This window comes from Cystobacter fuscus, assembly GCF_002305875.1.
Lineage (GTDB): Bacteria > Myxococcota > Myxococcia > Myxococcales > Myxococcaceae > Cystobacter > Cystobacter fuscus_A.
Genome location: NZ_CP022098.1, coordinates 121846 through 143953, shown reverse-complemented (window position 1 = coordinate 143953; position 22108 = coordinate 121846). Strand labels below are relative to the sequence as shown.

At 69.3% G+C, this 22108-nt stretch carries 18 protein-coding genes; 5 read left to right on the top strand and 13 right to left on the bottom strand.

The window, feature by feature from the left end; genetic code table 11:
* Positions 1-55 precede the first annotated feature (55 nt).
* The 9 genes from CYFUS_RS00615 to CYFUS_RS00575 all read right to left on the bottom strand — a co-directional run bounded on the left by CYFUS_RS00615 (position 56) and on the right by CYFUS_RS00575 (position 8354).
* Positions 56-946 carry a fatty acid desaturase family protein gene (locus CYFUS_RS00615; RefSeq protein ID WP_095983433.1) on the bottom strand — a complete coding sequence of 297 codons (891 nt, stop codon included), beginning with the start codon at positions 944-946 and terminating at the stop codon, positions 56-58.
* 181 nt (positions 947-1127) lie between these two features.
* Positions 1128-2408, bottom strand: coding sequence for a carbamoyl-phosphate synthase (locus CYFUS_RS00610; protein ID WP_095983432.1), 1281 nt, complete (start codon positions 2406-2408; stop codon positions 1128-1130).
* Positions 2409-2468: 60 nt separating this feature from the next.
* Positions 2469-3644, bottom strand: coding sequence for an acyltransferase family protein (locus CYFUS_RS00605; RefSeq protein WP_095983431.1), 1176 nt, complete (start codon positions 3642-3644; stop codon positions 2469-2471).
* Between the two features lie 168 nt (positions 3645-3812).
* On the bottom strand, positions 3813-4574 hold the full coding sequence (locus CYFUS_RS00600; RefSeq protein ID WP_095983430.1) for a WecB/TagA/CpsF family glycosyltransferase: 762 nt from the start codon (positions 4572-4574) through the stop codon (positions 3813-3815).
* 45 nt (positions 4575-4619) lie between these two features.
* Positions 4620-4994, bottom strand: a complete 375-nt coding sequence (locus tag CYFUS_RS00595) for a hypothetical protein (RefSeq protein ID WP_095983429.1) — start codon at positions 4992-4994, stop codon at positions 4620-4622.
* Positions 4991-6409: a M20/M25/M40 family metallo-hydrolase gene (locus tag CYFUS_RS00590; RefSeq protein WP_095983428.1), complete on the bottom strand. Its 1419-nt coding sequence runs from the start codon at positions 6407-6409 to the stop codon at positions 4991-4993. The genes CYFUS_RS00595 and CYFUS_RS00590 overlap by 4 nt, the downstream gene beginning before the upstream one ends.
* A gap of 72 nt (positions 6410-6481) precedes the next feature.
* Positions 6482-7030 carry a hypothetical protein gene (locus CYFUS_RS00585; protein WP_095983427.1) on the bottom strand — a complete coding sequence of 183 codons (549 nt, stop codon included), beginning with the start codon at positions 7028-7030 and terminating at the stop codon, positions 6482-6484.
* Positions 7027-7521, bottom strand: coding sequence for a tautomerase family protein (locus CYFUS_RS00580; RefSeq protein ID WP_095983426.1), 495 nt, complete (start codon positions 7519-7521; stop codon positions 7027-7029). Before CYFUS_RS00580 ends, CYFUS_RS00585 begins: the two co-directional genes overlap by 4 nt.
* Before the next feature lie 53 nt (positions 7522-7574).
* Positions 7575-8354, bottom strand: coding sequence for a crotonase/enoyl-CoA hydratase family protein (locus CYFUS_RS00575; RefSeq protein ID WP_095983425.1), 780 nt, complete (start codon positions 8352-8354; stop codon positions 7575-7577).
* A 162-nt stretch (positions 8355-8516) separates the two neighbouring features.
* On the opposite strand from CYFUS_RS00575, the gene CYFUS_RS00570 reads away from it, so the two are divergent.
* Positions 8517-9014, top strand: coding sequence for a TetR/AcrR family transcriptional regulator (locus tag CYFUS_RS00570; protein ID WP_198316423.1), 498 nt, complete (start codon positions 8517-8519; stop codon positions 9012-9014).
* Positions 9015-9047: 33 nt separating this feature from the next.
* Here CYFUS_RS00570 and CYFUS_RS00565 read toward each other — a convergent pair whose 3' ends face one another.
* Together CYFUS_RS00565 and CYFUS_RS00560 are read right to left on the bottom strand one after the other, a co-directional pair.
* Positions 9048-9818, bottom strand: a complete 771-nt coding sequence (locus tag CYFUS_RS00565; protein WP_095983423.1) for a hypothetical protein — start codon at positions 9816-9818, stop codon at positions 9048-9050.
* Positions 9818-10645 carry a hypothetical protein gene (locus CYFUS_RS00560; protein WP_232537283.1) on the bottom strand — a complete coding sequence of 276 codons (828 nt, stop codon included), beginning with the start codon at positions 10643-10645 and terminating at the stop codon, positions 9818-9820. The genes CYFUS_RS00565 and CYFUS_RS00560 overlap by 1 nt, the downstream gene beginning before the upstream one ends.
* A 483-nt stretch (positions 10646-11128) precedes the next feature.
* On the opposite strand from CYFUS_RS00560, the gene CYFUS_RS00555 reads away from it, so the two are divergent.
* Positions 11129-12292 (top strand): GDSL-type esterase/lipase family protein, encoded by a 1164-nt coding sequence (locus CYFUS_RS00555; protein ID WP_095983421.1) that lies wholly within the window; start codon positions 11129-11131, stop codon positions 12290-12292.
* A 43-nt stretch (positions 12293-12335) separates the two neighbouring features.
* On the opposite strand, the gene CYFUS_RS00550 is transcribed toward CYFUS_RS00555, so the two are convergent.
* Positions 12336-15632, bottom strand: a complete 3297-nt coding sequence (locus tag CYFUS_RS00550; protein WP_095983420.1) for an amidohydrolase family protein — start codon at positions 15630-15632, stop codon at positions 12336-12338.
* A 369-nt stretch (positions 15633-16001) separates the two neighbouring features.
* Between CYFUS_RS00550 and CYFUS_RS00545 the strand changes: the two genes are divergently transcribed.
* From CYFUS_RS00545 to CYFUS_RS00535, 3 genes are all read left to right on the top strand, one after another.
* Positions 16002-18956 (top strand): serine/threonine-protein kinase, encoded by a 2955-nt coding sequence (locus tag CYFUS_RS00545; protein ID WP_095983419.1) that lies wholly within the window; start codon positions 16002-16004, stop codon positions 18954-18956.
* Positions 18957-18965: 9 nt separating this feature from the next.
* Complete coding sequence (locus CYFUS_RS00540; protein ID WP_095983418.1) at positions 18966-19688, top strand: tetratricopeptide repeat protein; 723 nt, start codon at positions 18966-18968, stop codon at positions 19686-19688.
* Positions 19689-19985: 297 nt separating this feature from the next.
* Complete coding sequence (locus CYFUS_RS00535) at positions 19986-20651, top strand: tetratricopeptide repeat protein (protein WP_095983417.1); 666 nt, start codon at positions 19986-19988, stop codon at positions 20649-20651.
* A gap of 49 nt (positions 20652-20700) precedes the next feature.
* Here CYFUS_RS00535 and CYFUS_RS00530 read toward each other — a convergent pair whose 3' ends face one another.
* On the bottom strand, positions 20701-21048 hold the full coding sequence (locus tag CYFUS_RS00530; protein ID WP_157758145.1) for a hypothetical protein: 348 nt from the start codon (positions 21046-21048) through the stop codon (positions 20701-20703).
* Positions 21049-22108: the final 1060 nt, after the last annotated feature.

Genomic DNA, 22108 nt, shown 5'->3' with positions numbered 1-22108 from the left:
GCCGCCGCGCGCCCGGCGGGAGAGAGGCCCCTCGCGAGGCCCCTCCCCGGGTGACTCAGGCCGCGGCGCGCTTGGGCGCGGGCGACACGGCGGAGGCCGCGAGCGCTTCCACCTGCTCGTCGCTCAGCACCAGCTTGGCCTCGGACTCGCGCCACACGAACGGGATGCCCGGCTGGCGGTAGAGATGGGGGGGGATGTCGCGCGCGAGCTGCGCGTGCAGCTCGGGCAGCTTCGACCAGTGCAGGCCGTGCCGCGAGTGGTGCGCGGTGTGGTAGCCCAGGTTGCCCGTCATCAGGTTGTAGCCCCGGTGGAGGATGTTGTACGAGGCCTGGTTGTGGTCGTCCGTCTCGAGGCCCACGTGGTGGAAGTAGGTGGCCCACACCGTCACGTAGAGCGACACCGCCATGGGCAGCAGGAAGACGAAGAGCGCGTTGTACCAGTTGTGCCAGAAGAGCACGCCCAACAGCGCCACCTGCAGCGCGGCCATGCCCACGAAGATGCGCAGCGCCTTGCGGTGCTGGGGCTGCTCCAGGCCCACGCGGAAGGCCCGCGGATAGGCCGTGAGCGCCGTCTTGAGCGAGTACTCCACCTCGCCCATCGTCGACCCGTCATCGCGCTTCCAGCGCGACTCGTCCTTCTGCTGGTCCAGGTAGTTCTTGTGGTGGCCCACCACGTGGTGCAGGAACCAGGCGTGCGAGGTGATTCCCGTCTGGAAGCCGAACACCACCTCCAGGAGACGGTTGGGCAGCGCGTGGCGGAACATCGGCAGGTGCTGGTGGTTGTGGTTCCACGAGCAGATCCACCCCTTCGGGATGATGAGCGCGCCGAACCACAGGATGGGCAACCACCAGTTGCTCGCCAGGAAGTACACCGTCAGGTCCAGTGCGAACACGCACAGGAACAGCAGGACGGGGATGCGATCTTCGCGATACCGGAACAGGGTCATGCGCTTTCCGTGAAGGAGCCGTCCGAGCCCCCCTCCCGGAGGAGGACGGCGCGGCAGCGGCGGGAAATGACGCGGAGCATACAGGAAAGCCCCGCGCTCCCGGGATGGGCAAAGCAACATCCTCCCCAGGTGGCCCGGCGGCCAGGGAAGCACCCCGGTAACCGCCGCGGACCCGGAGGACCTACTTGTCCAACACCATGGTGCGGATGAAGCTCTTGGGGTGGCGCGCGTAGAAGCGCAGGTGCATGGCCACGTCCACCACCCACGGCACCCAGTCCCCGATGTCGATGACGGCGTCCACCGCGCGCTCGCTGTGACGCGCGTACCACTCGCGCCACTGCCGCACCTCCTGCTCGGACAGCCGGCCCGACAGCCCCTGCGCGCGCAAGAGCAGCTCGAAGATGCCCCGGTGGCAGTAGATGTACTGGCCCGTGCCCTTCCACGCGAGCGCCTCGCGCGCCACCTGGGCCAGCCGCTCCTCGTTGCCACCCGCCGCCTCGTAGACGAACAGCGGCAGCGGCATGCCCCGCGCGACGTCGAAGCCCATCTGGCTGAAGAAGCGCGGGTTGAAGTCGATGAGCAACTGCCGCCCGCCCACGCGGATGAACTCCACCTCGAACGTGCCGTAGTAGCCGAGCTTCTTGCACAGCCGGCGCACCTTCTCCGCCAGCTCCTCGTCCACCGGCACCTCCTCGAAGCACAGGCCGATGCCCAGCTTGCGCGGCCGCTGCAACACCTTGAGCGACCCGCGCGCCACGAACAGCTCGCCCGTGCGGTCCACGAAGCCGCTCATGCTGAAGATGTTCTGCGCCGCCTCCGTGTAGAAGGCCTGCACCATGGGCCGGTTGGCCCGCGAGTCATACGCGAGCAGCTTGCGCCCGTACTGGTTGCGCTCGAGGAACTCGCGGTAGCGCGGCAACAACTCGCTCGCGCGCTCCACCTGCGCGCCCTTCACGTGGCTCTCGAAGAGGATCTGCGTCTGCGGCTTGAGCAGCACCGGGAAGCGCGCCTGGGCCGCCACGCGCTCCACCGCGGCCTCGTTCTCGGGGAACCAGGTGTCCGGCACGTCCAGCCCCACGCCCTCGCACAGGTCGTGCAGCCGCTGCTTGTTGAGCAGCCCGTAGATGGCGCTCACGTCCGGCTGGTACATGAGGAAGTGGCGCGCGAGCTCCTCGCGGTGCAGGGCGAACAGCCACGCCATGTCGTCGCTCGTGGGGTAGAGCACGTGGCCGGGCTCGCGCTCGCCGAAGCGCACCAGCCACTCCATGAAGGCGTCCGAGTCCCCCACGCTCGGGCAGCTCACCCGCCGCGTCACGTAGCGGCTCCAGCGTGCGGGCGCGAGCAGCTTGGACTCGGCGATGGTGATGGGGATGCCGAGCCGGCCCAGGCTGCGCACCGCCGCCAGCGTGCCGTAGTAGTCGGCCATCGTCAGCAGGATGGGTGGCCGAGCGGGTGTCGTCATGATGGAGCTCCTCGTCGAGGGACCCATGTCCCCCCCGGCGAGCAACCTACCCCAACTCGCCTACCCCGGGCTCACCGGAGCACCCACCCCGGATGGCGCCACCGGGGCCCGAGCCGCCGGACAAGGGGACGCCTCGCCGCGCCAGTCGAAGCGATTCTTGAGCCTCAAAAAAGGCGTCTCGAAATAGCGGTAGCTCAACGTGGCCAGGCCGATGCTCACGGCCAGCGTCAGCACGTAGTGCAGCACCAGCGGGAACGGCACCAGGTCGTGCGGCACCAGACGGCGCACGAGGTGGAGCGAGAGCATGTGCATCAAATAGACGCCGTAGGTGATGGAGCCCACGTAGCGCAGGGCCGGGTGCTCCACGAGTGGCGCCAGCACGTGGCGGGGCCGGATGCACATGGACACCACCAGGGCGGTGAACAGCAGCGAGGACACCAGCAGCGGCGTCTCCCGGTAGCGCACGGCGACGGCCGCCAGCACGACGAGCACCGGGACGCTCCACCACTGGCCGAGCACCTTCCACGTCCACTCGAAGGAGCGCGGGAAGTGCGTCAGGTACGCCGCCAGACACCCCATGCAGATGGAGATGGAGATGCTGTCGAGCATGCGCACCCACAGCGAGCGGGTGTCGAGCACGCCGGAGCGCACGCCCCAGTCGGCGAACAACCCCACCAGGAGCAGGCCCGACATGAAGACCACCGGGCCGCCGCGGCGCTTGAAGTGGCGCACCACGCACGGCCACAGCAGGTAGAACTGCTCCTCGGTGGCCATGCTCCAGGCGAAGTAGAAGATGATGCGGCCCTCGCCCAGCGGGATGAACCAGTTCGACGTGTACGTGAGGTAGTAGCGCACGTTGTCGAAGAACATGGCGCGCACCCGCACGTCCTGCTCGAGTCCGGCCACGAGCACGATGTAGAGCGTGCACACGGCGTAATAGAGCGGAAAGATGCGCAGCGAGCGCCGGGCGTAGAACCTCGTGAGCGCGATGCCTCCGGTGGCGTCGCGCTCGCGCAGCAGCAGCGTGGTGATGAGGAAGCCGCTGATGGCGAAGAAGAGCGAGACGCTCAAATAGAAGCGGCCCACGAAACCCTCTCGCCATTCGGACACGTGGTAGAAGACCACGGCGAGGATGGCCAGTGCTCTCAATCCATCCAGGGCCTTGAAGGACCGGGTGCGCAGGAACACCTGGTGGGACAGGAATGCCTGACGAGCGGTGTCGGTGGAGGAGGGCATGGGAAGCGTTCCAACAACGCAGACTTCCCAATCCCTCACAACGCGCCCGGGCTCGCCCTCCCGTTCATCCCTTCCGTCCGCCGCGCCACGCTGTCCCGCCCCGGGTCCTTCCCGTGTCTGTCAAAGACTCCCACCTCGCGCGCGGGTCTCCCCCCGGTGTCTGGCTCATCACTTCCGGAGCGATGACAGGCGAACCTCGGCCACGTGGGTGAAATAGACGGGAATGCCCACCACGTAACGGCGGAACAACCGCCGGGGTTCCACTGCCAGACGGAAGAGCCACTCCATGCCCGTCTGACGCATCACGAGCGGCGCCCGCGGCACCTTGCCCCCGATGTAGTCCAGCACCGCGCCCCCGTTGACGATGAGCACCGGGTGCGACAGGGCCTCGCGCAGCTTCACGGAGATCTCCTCCTGCTTGGGCATGCCCATGGCCATGAGGATGAGGTCCGGCTTGGACTCGGCGGCGAGCCGCAAGTAGGTCTCCGGCGGATCAAACCCCTCGTGACAGGCCACCACCTTCAGGCCCCAGCCCTCCAGCGTGCGCCGCGCGTTGTCCAACCACGGCGAGCGCGTGCCGAACAGCGCCACGCTCCGCCCCGCGTACGCCCGGGCGAGGCGCGGGATGAAGTCCGTGCCATTCATGTTCAGCCCGTAGCGCCGGTGGAAGGCCCGCAGGCCCAGCTTCACCCCGATGCCATCGCGCAGCAGCACGTCCGAGCGCAGCAGCCCGTCCAACATGCCCGGCTGCTCCCACCCCAGGTTCACCGCGTGCGCGTTGACGAAGGAGAGGATGAGGGGACGGTCGACGCGCGTGAGCTCCTCGAGCAACGCCTGTTCCGCCGCCTCGTCCTCGATGATGCGCAGCCCATCCATCAGCGCCATGAAGTCCCGCGCCCGCGCGGCCCGACGACCCTCCTGTCTCGCCATGCTTCCTCCTCAGGAGCGGGGAGGATAGTGAACTCGGGGCGGACTTCAATCCACCTCCAGTCCCGGCTCGCCCTCCTCCAGCGCCGCCAGCACCAGGTCCGCCGCCTTGCCCAGCGAATAGCCCGGCGCCAGCTCCTGCGCCGCCACCAGCACCGGATGCAGCCGCTCGGCCAGCTCGCGCGCGCCCAGCGTGTCGCCCCGCATCAGCTCCTCGCCCACGCCCAGCACCAGGTCCAACAACAGCAGCCGGCGCCGATCCACCCAGCCCTGCGAGAGCTGCGGACTCTTCTCCTCGGGCCAGGCGGACTGGGCCCGCGCACGCACCTCGTCGAGCGCCTCCAGCACCTGCTCGCGCCGCTCCGGGTGGATCCGGCCCCGGCGCGAGCCCCGCTGATTCTCGGCCTCGGGATGATCGCTCATGGGAGGGGGGCCGCGGGGGCTTCGGGACGGGGCAGCACGCCGGGCACCTCGGCCAGCACGTAGCTCACCCACGCGAGCGCCGCCGTGCTCCGCGCGAGGTCCTTCGGGTCCACCTTGTCCAGCGTGTCCGCCTCCGAGTGGTGCACGTCGAAGTAGCGGCTGGCGTCCACCCGCACCCCCACGAAGGGCACCCGCGCCGGCAGCAGGGGCGAGATGTCCGCGCCACTCGCCTCGCCCGGCAGGAGCACGCCCGCGCCCAGCGCCTCGAGCGGACGCAGCCAGGGCTTCACCAGCGCGTCGCCACCGGGGCCCGCGCGCAACACCACGCCCAGGGGCCTGCCGCCCCCCGAGTCCATCTCCAGCGCGGCCACGTGCTCGCCCAGCTCCGCCGCGTGCGCCTCGGCATAGGCCCGGCCGCCGCGCAGCCCGTTCTCCTCGTTCATGAAGAGCACCACGCGCACCGTGCGCCGGGGCGCGGGCTTGAGCCGGGCGAGCAGCCGCGCCGTCTCCATCACCATCGTCACGCCGGCCCCGTCATCGTGCGCGCCCGTGCCCACGTCCCACGAGTCCAGGTGCGCGCCGAGCAGCACCACCTCGCGCGGCTTCTCGCGGCCCTTCACCTCGGCCACCACGTTGAAGGAGTCCGCGTCCGGCAGCGTCTGGCACGACAGCTTCAGCTCCACCTTCACCGGGCCCGAGGCCAGCAGGCGGTGCAGGAGCTCCCCGTCCTCCACCGACACCGCCGCGGCGGGAATGGCCGGCACGCCCTCGTCGTAGCGCAGGGCGCCCGTGTGCGGCGTGCGCAGCGACGCGGTGGCCAGCGAGCGGATGAGCATGCCCACCGCCCCCGCCTTCGCCGCCACCGACGCGCCCCGGGTGCGCAGTCCGGCCGCGGGGCCATAGTCCTTCGTCTCCGCCATGGAGTGGTTGAAGAAGACCACCTTTCCCTTCACCTTGTCCCCGAGCGCGGCCACCTCCTCGAGCGAGCGCACCTCGATGACTTCGGCGGTGAGGCCCTCGGGGGGAGTGGCCACGCTGCCGCCCAGCGCCAGCACGGCGAGCTTCTGCTCGCGCCGGGTGTCCGAGGCGAGCACGCGCGCGGAGCCCTCGCCGCGCACCCAGTGGGGAACCTTCACGGGCTCGAGCCAGACCTTCACTCCGTCCGCCTCGAAGCCACGTTTGGCCCAACGCACCGCGGCGTCCGCGCCCTCCGAGCCGGAGAGCCGCTGGCCGATGTCGTCGGTGAGCTCGGCGAGGCGCGCGTAGGCATGGCCGTCGGTGAGCGCCGCGCCGATGAGCTGCTCGGCCACCTGGGGGGAGGGGCCCGAAGGCGCGGGGGCCGCCTTGGCGGGGGCCTTGGGCGGCGCGGAGAGAAGACAGAGCAGGGCGGCGGAGAGCGGCAGGGCGGCGGGCACGGCGAGACTCCAACGGCAAGAGGAGGGCTCGCACTCTCGTCCTCGGAGCGGCGGCTCGCAAGCCCCGCTTCGTCAGGTCGGATGCCTTGGTACACCGCGAACGGGTCGGGCATCCCATGACCCTTCCATGTGGCGCTCCGCGAACCAGTCGAGCACGCGATCCCACAGTGGGCTCGCGTTTCGCCGGAAGTAGCCCATGTGCCCGATCGGTCCAAGGTCGTGCGGATCGATGTCGATGCGGTCGACGTGGGTGTTTCGATAGGCGTTGAGGAGAAACGCGTCGCGCGAGCGCGGCGGCGCCCAGGCGTCATCCAGGGCGTTCGCCGCGGCGATCGGAGCACGCACGCGCATGCACAGCTCTCGCAGCTCCGGTACGGCCGGGTCGTCGAGAGACGCGGGCTTCGACTGCCCGATGCCGCGATAGTCGAACGTGAGCGTGGTGAAACCACGGCTCGCCACGTACCCGGCGAAGCGTGCGTAGAACGTCTGCGGAACACCGGTCGCGCCGGCCACGACGATGTGGCCACGGAGCGGAGAACCCGCTCCAAATCGTGTAGCGGTCAGCGAATAGCCGTCCGATGCGAGGAGCGTCGTCCGTTCGCCACGGGGCAGCGTCCTCATCGCCGGGGGACTCCTGCTCGTGCGAGCACCGCCCGGATTTCCGCGGCCCGCTCGGGGGAGAACACGCCCGTCTCGAGCAGGTCGAGGATGGACATCGCACGCCCGCGAGAGCCCCAGCTCCCTTCGTCGATGACCTGGAACTGAACCCACCAGGCCGGCGAAGGAGACGGCATTCCGCACGCGTCGGCGAGACACCGCAGGACGTTCTCGATCACCTGCCGTCGCACGTCAGGCGGCCAGGCCGCGTTCATCACCACGATGCCAACCGTCATGACGTCCGGCGCGGGCGAGTAGTCCGCGAGCAGCTTGCCGCCGATGGCGATGTTGTCGAGGCTCCGCTCGATGAAATGGACCTGGAAGCCAACGCGGGCAGCAGGAGCCAGCTGACCGACTTCCGGTTCGAGCACCGCATCCGTCAGTGTCTCGGCAAGCACCCGGCGTTGCGCCTGGGACAGGCGCCCTACCGGGGTGGTGACCGTGATGACAGTCATGAGTGTCCTCTTTTTTCTCGGGTGCCGGGCGCGCTCGGCGTCACGGGGAACGGTCAACGACCGTGGAAGGTCGCCGGGCGTCGCTCCATGAAGGCCATGATGGCCTCCTGCGCATCCTGGGTCGCGGCGAGTTGCATGATGGCGGGCAGCAACTTCGCGGCGGCGGCGCGCTCCCCGTCGAGCACCGCGGTCCGTGCGCTCTCGAGCGTTGCCTTGATGGCGAGAGGAGCCTTCGACGCAACGCGGGCGGCAATGCCCATCGCCGTGTCCATGAGCGCGTCGCGCGCCACGACACGCTGAACGAGGCCCAGGCGATGCGCCTCGCGTGCATCCAGCGCATCACCGGTGAGGAGGTATTGCATCGCGTTTCCCCAGCCCGTCGTCTGGACCCAGCGCGCCGTGCCTCCGCCGAACGGGAAGATGCCGCGGTCGATTTCAATCTGCTCGAACGTGGCGTCTTCCGAGGCGATCGTGATGTCGCCGGCGAGCATCAGCTCGATCCCGAGCGTGAGGCACTTGCCATGCACCGCGACGATGAGCGGCTTGGTACGCACCGGCCCGTGGGTTCCCCAGGGGTCGAGCCCCGCCGAGCGGAACAGCGAATCCGCTTCGCCGAGACGCGGAAAGACGTCCATGAGGTCCAGGCCCGCGGTGAACATCGACCCGTGCGCGAACAGCAGCATCACTCGAATCGCTTCGTCGGCCTCGGCGCGCGCGAACGCGGCGGACAGCTGCTCGATGAGCGCGATGTTCATCGCATTGCGCTTGTCGGGGCGGTTCAAGCCGATCTTCCGGACAAATCCATCCGTCTCTTCAGTGACGAGCGTGGACATGACGAGCCTCCAGCGTGTGTGGGTGGGCCAATGGGTGAACGACCGTTAAGTTAAAGGTCGTTTGCCAATCGCCGGGCTCGATGTCAAGCTGGCCGCGTGAGGTATTCGAAAGAACACGCTGGAGAGGTCAGGCAGCGCCTCATCGCCGAGGGCGGCCGCCACGTGAAGGAACGAGGGGTACAAGGGGCTGGTGTCGACGGCATTGCCCGCCGCGTCGGGCTCAGCGGTGCCGCGCTGTACACCCACTTCGAGTCGAAGCAGGACTTCCTTTGCACCGTTCTCCGCGAGGAGCTGGGGGCGAGTGCACGGCGCTTTCTCTCGGCGAACGCGACGTTGGACGAGGTGCTCGCGCGCTACCTCAGTCTCGCGCATGTACGCAACCCCGCGTTGGGCTGCGCGCTTCCCGCGATCACGTCCGAGGTGGGGCGCAGCGACGAGAAGGTTCGGCAGGCGTTCGAGGCTGGACTCGCGGAAGTCGTCCGCGCGCTCGGCGAGAAGCTCGGGAGCCACGACAAAGCGCCTGGTGTCCTCGCGGCCGCGCTTGGGGCCGTGGCACTGGCTCGAGCACTGCCGGACGACGCGAGCGCGCTCGCCGTTCTCGAGTCGGCACGCGCGCTCATTACTTCAGCGCTTCAAGCGGATGTATCGAGCAGGCGGTAACGACTGGACGAACCGCTCCCCGGGTCGGACGCCTCAAAATGCCGCGAACAGGTCGACGACGGACTGAGCCAACAACTCCCGCTGCTCGGGCTCCAGGGTGTCTGCGTAGGACAGGACATCCTGAACCCCAGGCGACGAGCGGTCATAGAAGAGCGCCAGGAGATTGCGGCGGATCTCCCCGCCCTCGGGGGTCGCCTGATTCAATGCATCCAGGACCGCATCGGCGCCCACCAGCTTGACGTAGGCGAAGATGTCGAAGCTGTCCTTGTTCCCCTCGGGACGCAGTTGCAGCTTGGCCCGCGTCTTCATGGCGAGGAATCCCACCGCGTCCGGAATCGAGATCCTCAAAGGTGTGCCCTGGATGTTCAACGTGATGGGCTGCGCCCGTCGCAGGACCAGCCGCGCGTCCGGAAGAGGCGTCATGGCAGTGGGAAGATCGTCCGGTTCGACCTCTTCGGGAGCAAAGAGATCGAGCTGTACCCACGAACCACGCAGCTTCTTGGACCAGCGGAACTGCCGAGCGCGTTCATAGCCCCGTTCCTTCAGGATCTCCGGCAACCGGCCCGCCATGAACTCCGTGCCATCCAGATCGAAGAGCAGATCGGGCTCGAAGGTGAACCCTCGGGTGACCTCTTCTCCTGTCTCAATCTCGACGGCGATGACTCCAGAATGGCCTCGCCGTCTCGACTCCAGGGCGAGCACCTGCCCTCCAATCAGCACGACCGAGGAGGCGAGATCTCCCAGATCGATCATCAACTCCCCAAGTTCCCGAAGGACCGCCTCGAACTGCTCCACTTCTTCCATCACGCAGGGCTCTCCGGCAGAAGCGGCAGCGCTTTGAGGTAGCGCTCTTGCAAGACCTCCGCCTGCTCCTTTCCTCGCCCCGCGCTGAAGTGGAAGTCGACGATGAGCTGAGGCAGTGCCACTCCGGGGCCATGCGGCAGCCCGCGAGGCATGAAGTAGACCCCCCCCGCTTGCGTGTCGGCCGCGACGTCCGGGCGCATCACCCAGAAGTTGTGCGGAGTCATGCGGCGCAGACCAAACGCCTGGATGAGGGAGTCCACCGGCCCGCTCGAATAGACGCCATGCGGCAGTCCCGAGGCGAAGCGCTCCTCGGGCCGCAGTCCGCTGGCCAGGGTGAAGACCGACCTGATGCCCAGGGAGGTCAGCGCGGAATGTCCCCGCTGGAGCGAGTCGGCGGTCGTGGAGGGAGCGTTGAAGGCGTCTACCACCGCCGCGGTGCGCTTGCCCCTGTCGAGCCATGCACGGATCAGACCCGCGGAATCCCTCACCCGGAAGCCAGACTTCCTGGAGGCACGCTCCAGATAGCCGTCCCGTTCCAGGAGGGTCATGACTCCTTGTGCATAGCCATAGCCCGTCTGGGTCAACTCCTCCATTTGACGAATGCTCCAGGTCCGCCCCGGCTCACTCAAGAGGACTCGAATCAGGCGGCTCCCCTTGCCGTGGAACACCGGAGCCCGCGGAGTCCGTTGGAAGCGCCCCCGTCCCTGGATACGGATGAAGGCGCTCCCGGAATTGAGCACGAGCGTGCCACGCAGATCCACGAGCGCGACGTCCTCACGCTCACAGGCCTCGATGAGACCCGAGCTGGCCACATCGGTGGCGATCATCGGCACGCGGGGCGGTGGCAACCCCCGCCCCGCTGATCCCCGTCTCCTCAGTTCCTCATCGAGTCCTCGGAGGCGCTCGCGCAGGCGCGGAACATCCACCGGAAACAGGGGCGCTCGATACGCCATCAGGACGGGAACCCCACCCTGCGGAAGTCTCACCTGCACGAGGTCATAGATCGCCTGGCCGCCTGGTCCCCGCTGCGGCACCACGAGCGAGTCCTGGCGGAGCAACTCCACCCCGCGAGGCAGCGGAAGGGGGTCCTTCCAAAAGGATTCCTGGAAGCTCACGGTGGGGAGCCCTCGCTCAATTCTGTCGATTTATAGCGTCCGACGTCGCTGAAGACCACTTCTCCAAGGATTCAGGCCATTTATCGACAGAATTGAGTGCTCCACCCCCAGGGGAATCTGTCGCCGCTCCCCGTCCTTCGACAGGAGGAGAGGCTGGGGGCGATACTCCACCCACCGTCCGAGGAGGAACGAGGAATGAACCGCTTTCATGGGGCCGTGCTGCTCGCGGCGCTCGTCCTGGTGAGTTGCGAGCCGTTCGAGGCGTGGGACGACTACGGCGCGACGGACCCGAAGCTGCAATTCATCGGGCGCATGCAGTTCGTCGATGGCGATGACACTGGCCCCCGGTATGCCTACCCCGGCACGGCCGTGCGCTTGCGCTGCGATTGCACCGGCGTGGACGTGGCCTTCAAGGACGAGGGCTCGGGCGACGACAAGCACACCAACTTCGTCAATGTCCTCGTCGACGGCAAGCAGACCGCCGTGCTCCAGCTCCCCCGGTCGGATGATGGCGCGTTGGTCAAGGGCGTCCGCGGACTGAAACGGGGCGAGCACACCATCGAGTTCGTCAAGCGCACCGGGCCCTACGCGGGCACCATCCAGTTCCGGGGCATCAGCGTGCAGGGCGTCCTGTTGGATCCCCCTCCCTTCCCCGAGCGGCGCATCGAGATCATCGGCGAGACCGTCTCCTGTGGCTACGGCAACGAGGTGCGCATCATGGCACCCACCTACACCGAGCCCAACACCGGCTACCACTCCAAGAACGAGAACAACTCCAAGGCCTATGGCGCGCTGCTCGGCCGCCGGTTCAACGCCCAGGTCGTCACCACGTGCATGTCCAACCGAGGCGTGTACCGCAACCCCGACGGCACCACCGAGGACACCTTCCCCAAGCGCTACAAGCGCATCTTTCCCGACGACGACAAAGAGGAGACCGTCTGGGACACCCGCAACTACATCCCCGACGTCATCATCCTCAACCTGGGCGCCAGCGACTTCACCGCGCGCGATGCGAACAAGGAACCCATCGACCCGGACCCCGACCTCTTCAAGGCGGCCTACAAGGGCTTCGTCCAGCAGCTGCGCAAGGCCTACCCCTCCGCGAAGATCATCTGCACCGTCGGTCCGACGATGAATGACAACTACCCCGCGGGCCGCAAATACTGGACGCGCATCCAGCAGTACGTGGAGGACATGGTCTGGGATCTCGAAGAGCCCGACGTCGTCTTCTACATGGCCCATCAGCCCATCAAGAGCGACCCCTACGGCGAGGACTGGCACCCCACCGCGGAGGAGCACCAGCGCCTGGCCGAGGAGCTGGGCACCTTCATCGAGACCCAGGTCAACCCCGTGTGGTGACGCGCCGGGAAGCAGCCCGGCGCGCCCACCGCTCGCGCCAGGCTCAGTCCTGGTGGGTGCTCCAGGACGAGGACGGACCCCAGGCGCCCTCCCCCTCGCGCTGGAAGTAGAGGGGCTCGCGCTTGCGTGAGGCACCCACCTCGTCGAGCGTCTTCGCGTCATAGAGCCGTCCGCCCACCATGGTGTAGCGGATGGACAGGCTCTGGTGCAGATCCTCCAGCGGGTTGGCCTCCAGCACCACCAGGTCCGCGAGCTTGCCGGGCTTCAGCGAGCCGAGGTCCTTGTCCAGTCCGAGGTAGCGCGCGCCCGAGAGCGTCGCCGCGCGCAGCACCTGCATGGGCGTCATGCCACCCTGGGCGAACATCCACATCTCCCAGTGCGCGCCCAGGCCCTCGCGCTGGCCGTGCGCGCCGAGCTGCACGCTCACGCCCCGATCATTGAGCGCCTTGGCCACCTCGGCCGTGTGGACGTGGCCGTACTCCTCGTCGGGCGCGTCCACCCGCCGCCGGCTGCGCGCGTCCACGATGCGCCGGGGCACGAACGAGAGCAGCCGCTCGTCCTCCCACACCTTCGTCTTCGCGTACCAGTAGTTCTCCCCCATGATGCCGCCGTAGGCCACGATGAGCGTGGGGGTGTAACCCACCTGGGTGCCCGACCAGAGCTGGCGCACGTCCTCGTAGGCCTGGGCCACCGGCAGCGAGTGCTCCACGCCCGTGTGCCCATCCACCACCATGCTCATGTTGTGGTGGTAGAGCGAGCCGCCCTCGGGCACCACCATCATCTCCAGCTCGCGCGCCGCCTGGAGCACCTTCTGCCGCTGATCTCTCCGCGGCTGGTTGTAGCTCTTCACGCTGAAGGCCCCCACCGCCTTCATGCGCCGCAGGTGGCTGCGCGCGTCCTCCAGCGTGTCGATGGGCGCGCGGAACGCTCCCGAAGCGCCGTAGAGGATGGTGCCCGTGGAGAACACGTGCGGCCCCACCATGCCGCCCGAGCGCACCAACTCGCTCGTGGCGAAGATGGCGCCCGTGTCGTTGGACGGATCGTGGATCGTCGTCACCCCGAAGGCGAGCGAGGACAACAGCTTCCAGTTCTGCTCCGGCAGGATGCCGTCGTCCTCCATGGAGCCGTGCCAGTGCACGTCCACCAGGCCCGGGATGATCGTCTTGCCCTTCACGTCCACCACGCGGGCGCCCGCGGGCACCGTCACCTGGCTCCGGGGACCCACCGCCACCAGCCGGTTGCCCTTCACCACCACCACGCCATCCTCGATGACCTCGTCCCCCTCGAGGGTGATGACGCGGCCCCCCACCAGCGCCACCGTGCCCTGGGGCACGTCCGTCTTCGCCTGGAAGGCGATGTCGAGCCCCTTGTCCGCGAGCTCCGGCAGCGTCTGGGGCGCTCCCGCCATGAAGCGGAAGCTGTCCTTGAGCTCGCGCGTGTACAGCTCGGGGCCGAGCGCCCAGTGCAGCCGCTTGCCGTCTCCGGACCAGTGCAGCCACTCGCCCGCGTCGCGCGACACGCGGCTCACCGGCAGCGCCTTCGTCTCGGGGCTCGCCACCGCGGCCTTCGGCCCGCGCGGCAACGGCATGAGGAACGCGTTGAAGTTCTCCCGGAAGGCCACCCACTTCTCGTCCGGGGACACGCGGTACTCCGTCGCCTCGTCGCTCGTCAGGTGTGTGCGCGGCTCGGTGCCATCCAGGCGGATGCTCTTGAGCGCGCGCTCGTCGTCCTTCTCGCGATGCGACACCTCCAGGAAGAACACCCGCTCCGAGCCCGCCCCGAAGTGCGGCTGCTCGCCGTCCTCCGCCAGCCGGCGCGGCGTCCCCCCGGCCAGCGGCATCACGAACAAGCCCCGCTCCCGGCTGTAGAGGCCGCTGCGCAGATAGCCTCCGCCCAGCGCGCGGTAGACGAGTGACTTGCCATCCGGCGACAGCGCGGGCTCCGCGTAGTGCCCCGGTCCCGAGGGCACCACCCGCCCCTCACCGCCCGTCACCGGAACCACCCGGATGGAGCCGAACTTCTCGTCGTCCCACGTCGTGTAGACGATGCTCCGGCCGTCGCGGGAGAACGACGGGTAGAGCTCCGCGTGCTCCGTCTGCTTCGTGAGCCGCCGGGGCGTGCCATTGGGCAGGTCCCTCACGTACAGGTGGCCCAGCGCCTGGTACACCACCTTGTCGCCCCTGGGCGACACCTGCACCCAGCGCAGCATCTTCACCGGGAAGGTGTCGGGCGCCACCTGCTGGGGAAAGCGCAGCGCCTCGTAGACGGTGCGCGTGCCCTTCACGTGGAAGGGAATGGGCGTCACCTTCTTCGTCGCCACGTCGATGCGCCGCAGCCCACCGCCCGCCCAGAACACCAGCGAGCGGTTGTCCGGCGTCCACGCCATCGCCGGGTAGACGCCGTGAATGGCCCACGTCTCCTGCATGTCCCGGTCGAGCCCGTCGAACAGGGGGCGCTCGGCGCCGCTCGCCACGTCCGCCACGTACAGCACGCTCTTGTTCCGTACCCGGCGGATGAAGGCCAGGGACTTGCCATCCGGCGACGGCGTGGGCCGGATGGAGCCCCCCGGCCCCGACACGAAGCGCTCCGTCTTGCGCGTGTCCAGGTTCAGCCGCTGGATGACATAGATTTCGCCGCTCGGGTCCTTGTTGTACTCGAACACCGGGCCCGGGGTGATGTCCTGGCTGTAATAGATGGACTTGCCGTCCGGGGAGAACGCGGGCTCGCCCACGTCCTTCTGATCATTGGGACGCTCGGTGAGCTGCACGCCCTCGCCGCCCGAGCGGTGGTACATCCAGATCTCTCCCGCGCCCAGCGAGCGCCGCGCCGTGTAGTGCTTGCGCGCGATGAGGAACTGGCCGTCCGGCGACCACGCGGGGCTGTTGAGCAGACGGAACGACTCCTGCGTCACCGCCGTGGGCTCGCTCCCGTCGCGCTTCATCACGACGAGGTTGTCCCCGCCGCCCCGGTCGCTCGTGAAGGCGATGAACTGCCCGTCCGGGCTGTAGCGCGGCTGCATGTCCCAGGCGGCTCCGCTCGTGAGCGCCCGGGCCTCGCCCCCCGCGAGGGGCAGCGCGTAGAGGTCGCCCAGCAGGTCGAAGACGAGCTCGTCTCCCTTCGGGCTCACGTCCACGCTCATCCACGTGCCCTCGGTGACGTCGAGCGGCACCTCGTGCGCGGGGAAGCCCGGGGCGTTCACGTCCCAGCGGGGCGCGTCGGGCTTGCCCGGCAACGGCAGGGGAAGAGGAACGGGGACGGGGGCCGGCGCTTGCGCGCGGGCGGACAAGGGCAGCGTGCTCGTGAGCAGCAGCGCGAGGCAGGACAGACGGGTTCGAATCACCACGGCTCCTCGGAAGGGTCTGGCGCGGAGGAAGGGGGGCGCAGACTAGATCGCGCGCTCAACAGCGGCCGCACAACCTCACTCCCAACCCTCCGCGCCCGCCCGACACTCAGTTGCCCTTCGGGTTGCCATCTCGCCCCCTAACGGGTTTGGCGAGCGGGCCCGTCGACCTCCCATTAAAAGTAGGGTGTGCTGGGGGGCTGTCACTGGGAGTCCATACGCTGGCCACACGCGGTGGATACATCCTGGGTTCTGAATGTGCCGCGCTGTAGAACGTTCCTTCTTCCCAGGCCTTTGTCTTCCATAGTTTCGTAAGAATTCAATGTAGCCGTCCTCATGGGGACACCTTCCGTTCCAAGGGAGAGCCGCGTGGAGCGCCTTGAACCGTCACAGCCAGAAGAGCAGGGGGCCCGGTCCGGAGCCGAGAGCCCCGAGCGCCTGGATGACGCCAAAGGTCATCTCGACAGCGCGCTGGACGTGCTGGAACAGGAGCTGGAGCGCGCGCAGAAGGCGATGCGACTGGGGGAAGAAGAGCCCACACGCGTGGTCGGCCCTCCCGAGCCCCTGCCCCCGACGCGCACCGAGCCCGAGCCGCTCACCCGGGGCACCAGCGTGGGACGCTACCTGGTGCTGGAGCGCCTGGGCACGGGTGGCATGGGCGAGGTGTACGCGGCGTTCGATCCCCAGCTCAACCGGCGCGTGGCGCTCAAGTTGCTCCTGCCCGGGGGCGAGGGACAGGACCCCGGCCAGGCCCGGCTGCGGCTGATGCGCGAGGCGCAGTCCATGGCGCGCCTGTCCCACCCCCACGTGCTGCCCGTGTACGACATCGGCGAGCACGGAGATCGGGTCTTCATCGCCCTGGAGCACGTGGAGGGCAGCACCCTGCGGCAGTGGCTCAAGGAAGCCAGGCGGCCCTGGCGCGAGGTGCTGCGGGTGCTCGCCCAGGCCGGCGAGGGGCTCGCCGCCGCCCATGCCGCGGGGCTCGTCCACCGCGACTTCAAGCCGGACAACGTGCTGGTGGGCCGCGACGGACGCGTGCTCGTCTATGACTTCGGGCTCGCGTGCGAGCAGGGCACGGGCTCCTCCCGCGCCCCCGTGCCGGTGGACCTCGGCGCGCTGCTGGGCACCGAGCCCCCCGTGCCCGACACGGACGCCTTCGCCTGTCTGAACACCCGCGAGCCCCTGGAGACGCCCGTCACGCGCGCCGGCCTCATCATGGGCACCCCGGGCTACATGGCCCCCGAGCAGTACCGCCACGAGCCCCTCACCGGCCACGCGGACCAATTCAGCTTCTGCGCCACGCTCCACTACGCCCTGTACGGGGAGCACGCCTTCGAGGGCAGCGGCGCCGCCGCGCTCGCGCGCTCCACGCTGGAGGGCCGCCTGCGTCCGGTGCCCCGGGACTCGGACGTGCCGGGCTGGGTGCGGCAGGTGATTCTGCGGGGGTTGAGCCCGCGGCCCGTGGATCGCTACGCCTCCATGGAGGAGCTGCTCGAGGTGCTCCAGGGCGAGCCGCGCGTGCGGCGCTGGCGCCAGGTGCTCGCCGCCGTGGCCGCGGTCTTCCTCGGCGCGGTGGTGGCCGGAGCCGTGGGCCAGTGGCACCAGGAGCAGAGCATCTGCCGGGACGTCACCAGCCGGATGCACGACGTGTGGGACGCGCCGCGCCAGGAGGCCGTGCGCCGCGCCCTGCTCGCCACCGGCCAGCCCTACGCGGCCGATGCGTGGACCGGTGTGAAGGGCGCGCTGGACACCTATGCCTCGGCCTGGGTGGACCAGCAGCGCCGGGCCTGTGAGGCCACGCGCCTGCGCGGCGAGACGTCCGAGGAGCGCTTCGCCGTGCACACCGCCTGCCTCGAGCGCCGGCGCTCCGAGTTCAAGGCCCTCACCGGGTTGCTCGCCGAGGCGGACAGCGCCGTGGTGGAGCACGCCGTGGAGGCCGTGCGCGGCCTGTCCGAGCTCGGCCCCTGCGAGTCGATGGACGGCGGCCTCGCGCCCGCGCCGCCCCCCCGGGACCCGGGCCGATCCGCCCACCTGGAGGGTGGCTATGCCCAGCTCGCGCGCGCCCGCGCGCTGCGCCTCGCCGGCCAGTACGCCGCCGGGCTCTCCGCGGCCACCACCCTGGCGAGCGAGGCCCGTGTCCAGGGGGATGCGCCCTTGAAGGCCGAGGCCCTGCTGGAGCTGGGACGGCAGCAGCTCGTCGCGGGAGATGCCCAGGCCGAGCACTCCCTGCGCGAGGCGGCATGTACGGCGGACGAGGTGGGCCTGGACGAGGTGCGCGCCGAGACCCTGGTGACCCTCACCCGGCTCGTCGCCTATGACGCCGCGCGCGCCCAGGACGGGCATGACTTCTATCAGCAGGCGCGCGCCCTGCTCGCGCGCACCCGGCGCCAGGGCCGGCTGCTCGCGGAGCTCGAGAGCGCCCACGGGCTCGTGTACGCCGCCCAGGGGGATCCGCTCGCCGCCGAGGCCTCCCAGCGCAAGGCCCTCGCCGAGCTGGAGAAGGCCTCCGCCCTGGAGAGCCCCGAGGGCGCCATCGTGCTGCGCCGGCTGGGGCTGGCGCTCTCGGCCCAGGGGCGCCACGCGGAGGCGCTGGCGGAGAACCTGCGCGCGCACGCGGCCTTCCTCCAGACGCTCGGCGCGGAGCACCCGCGCGTGGGCAGCGCCCTGGTGAGCATCGGTGGCTCCCTGAGCGCCCTGGGCCGCCCCACCGAGGCGATCACCGCGCTGAGGCAAGGCGTGGACATCGTGGCGCGCAGCCTGCCCCCCCACCACCCCTTCCAGGCGACGGCGCTGGACGCGCTGGGCGCGGCCCTGTGGCGCGATGGGCAGGGCGAGGAGGCGCGGCGGGTGCTGCGCCGGGCGGTGGAGGCGTCGGAGCGGGCGCGGGGGCCCGAGCACCCCGACACCGCCCAGCCCTGCACCACGCTGGGGCGGGTGCTGGTGGACCAGGGACGCCCCGGCGAGGCCCTGACGCTCTTCACCCGCGCCCTGCGTCTGCGCGAGCGCGCTCTGGGCTCCCAGCACCCGGAGCTGGCCGCGCCCCTCACCGGCCAGGGCGAGGCGCTGTTGCGGCTCGGCCGCGCCTCCGAGGCCCTCGCGCCCCTCGAGCGCGCCCTCGTGCTGCGCGCCACCCACACCGTGCCCCCCGAGGCCCTCGCCGAGACCCGCTTCGCCCTCGCCCGCGCCCTGTGGGACACCCACCCGGACTCGGCCCGCGCCCGCCTGCTGGCCCGCGAGGCCGAGCTCACCCTGGAGCGCTCGGGCACCGAGGCACTGCGCGCCCAGGTCCAGGCGTGGCTGGCCGAGCGCTCCTCCGACGGGTAGAGGGAGGGCATGACCCAGGAGCGCAACGGACGCGAGGCGTGGCCCCCGGAGCTCACCGAGCTGCTGCGCAAGGTGGATCGGTTGCGGCGCGGCGGCCGGTACGGGGAAGCACTCGCGCGCATGAGCGCGCTCACCGAGAGCTATCCGCGACAGGTGCGCGTCCTCTTGGAGATGGGGATGACGCTCGCCATCTGGGGAGGACGGCCCGCCGAGGCCCTGCCCTGGTACGAGCGCGCGCTGGAGCTGGCCCCGGGCCACGCCTCGGGGCACCTGCACCGCGCGCTCGCCCTGGCGCGGCTCGGCCGCCACGCCGAGGCCGTGGCCGACTTCGACGCGCTCGCGGCGGGGGAGTTCCGCAAGGCGCTGGTGCTGTACATGCGGCGCGCCGAGTCCCTGGAGGTGCTCGGCCGGGACGAGGACGCCGAGCGCGACTGGACGCGCGCGCTCGACGAGGACGCGGGCAACCCGTGGCTCTTGCACCGGCGCGCGCTCGCGCGGGCCCGGCTGGGGCGCACGCGCGAGGCCGTGGAAGACCTCACCCGCGCGCTCGCGGCCTCCGAGGGAGACCCGGTGGACGCGGAGTTGCTGCGCGACCGGGGGGAGTTGCGCGCGCGCCTGGGGGACGTGGAGGGAGCCCGGGCGGACTTCGAGGCGGGACGGGCCGCGCTGCGCGAGGGGGATCCCGCCGAGCTGGTGGAAGCACTGCGCCGCGGACTCGGGGAGACGGCCTGACGCGCATCAGGGCGCGGGGCCCCACACGCCCGGGCGTTCACTTCTCATGACTCTCCGGCCAGGGAGAGGGGGGAAGACATACACCGCAGCCTGAAAGAATGACGGCGTCAAAAGGAGACGTTTCCGTCATCCTTACAGGGTCCGAGAAGGCGGCTTGAACGGGAAGAAGACAATATTCAGGTGTTCGCAAGTACGAGATCCCACCGGATGCCCGGAGGCGAACAAATCCAGAGTGCGTGATCGGACAAAGAGCGGCGGCGTCCGGCGAGGGAGAACAGCGGGCGCCCGGCACGGCCCGTGCTTGCTTGGAGTGAGTCGTTCGCGGCGGAAGCCGAGGGAGATGGGACGGTGGGTGTGAGGGAATTGAAGGAAGAAGCGCTGGACCTGTATGCCCAGCGGCGGTTCACCGAGTGCGTGCAGACCTATGAGCGGTTGCTCGAGCTCAACCCGAGGGATCCTTCCCTGTATATGGGCCAGGCCGAGGCGTACCGGGGCGCGGGCTCGCGACGCGAGGCCCTCAACGCGTTCCGGATGGCGGCCGAGCTGCTGTTGGATCAAGGAGACAAGACCGGGGCACGCGCGGCGCTGAAGGCAGCATTGGAGTTGAATCCCCGGAACAAAGAGGTGACGCGGGCGCTGGAGGCACTGCCGTCCGCGGACGAGGAGGAAACGCAGCCCACCGCGGTGACAGCGCCCGAGGCACTGTTCGAGTATCCCCAGGAGAGGGAGCAGCCGCGCACGTGGCAGAGGAGCGCGCCTCGGAGTGAGCCGCTCAAGGCCGTGCCGCCCCAGCCAGAGCTGAGGCGTCTGTCGGACAATGCCCTGGCGGTGCGAGTGGGGCCGGGCATGCCCTGGTACGTGGTGTCCTCGCAAACGCCCCTGCTCACCTACGAGGTGGATGACCTCGAACAGGTGGCGGAGCGAAGCTACCCGCGGGAGGTGATGTTCCAGCCCGGTGTCTGAGACTCACCTCCTGAAGCCAGTCAGCTGAAGCCAGACATCCCGGCTCACCTCACGGCGCGGTGGCGGGCTCGAGGGTATCCAGCACCTCCCAGCACGCCACGCACCCCGCCAGGCAGCACTCGTAGCTGCCGTAACACGAACACGTGGTGGCGTTGCACGAGCCGGAACAGGTCTCCGCCAGGGTCGCCTGCTGCACCTGCTGCGCGGACACCTGTCCCTCCACCTGGGTGTTCTGCCCGTCGGAAATGAAGCCTCGCGACTGCTGGGACGCCAGGGCCGCAGTGCCCACCTGTTCCCCCGGCCGCGACAGCTCATGCTGCTCGGCTTCGACGCCACCACAGCCCACCACCGACATCATCACCACCGTGAAGACAGCCACGACAGACAAATTGCGCATGGAGTTCTCCCCTCGGCCGGGTGTGAAGCGGATGGTTCGCATCCGCACGGCAAGTGAACATTATCAAGTTTTGATTCCCAAGAAAAGCCACCCCTGCTGAATTTTCCTCCCTTCCTTCAAGGAACGGAGTGATCGGCTCCCGGTAACGAAGACTCAGGTCTCTTCATCGAAGACACAGGCCTGGAGCCCGCTGGCCCGGAGCCGCGCGCATTTCTCGCCCGGTCCACAGGTTCCCGGCGCGTCTGGCTCACAGGCGCGCACGCAACGCGACAGGTGACAGAAGAAGCCTTCCGGGCAGGACGAGCCATCGCTCGTGCATGGAAGCTCGCACCGCATCCAGACCGCTCCCGCCTTTTCCGGCACGGTATGCGTCACACACACCTGCGACTCGGGACAGGTGGACTGCTGGCAGTTCGTGCCATGGACCACCGAGCAGACCGAAATCCCCTGACGGAAGCGGATGCAGGCCTGACCCGGAGGGCAGCCACGCGCCTCGCAGGTGGGAAGACAGGAGGAGCCCTGGGGGCCCCCCTCCGGCGGGCAGAAGAAACCCTCGGGGCAACTTCCTGGTTCCTCGGGTTCGCATGGCCGGCCACACCAATCGGCGCAGAGCAATCCCGCCGCGCAGGCGCTCGCGTATTTTCTCGACTGGGGCTTGCAGCGCTCTCCCTCCCGCCGATCTCCCTCCAAGACGCACCGATTCAGAACCTCACCGCCCCAGGTCTCCACGCTCCTGCAAACAAACCCCGTCTGACATTGGGAATCAGTCTCGCACTCGCTGTCCGTGCAGTAGAAGCCATGAACGTGCGTGTCGAGAAAGCAGGCCAGGGGCGAATCACAGTCAGTGCTCCGCCGGCAAGCCTGTCGCCAGGTCGGGCGCTGGCTGCGCTGCTCCCACGAAAGCATCGGAACCACGGCCTTTGCCTGCTCCGCTACGCGCTTCGTGAGGGGTTCAAGCCAATGAATGGAGATGATCGCCATGATGGGCGCTGGCAGCAACACTGCCACCAGGATCGCGGCTGGAATCCGCCACCTCACCCTTCCTCCTCTTCATTGCTCG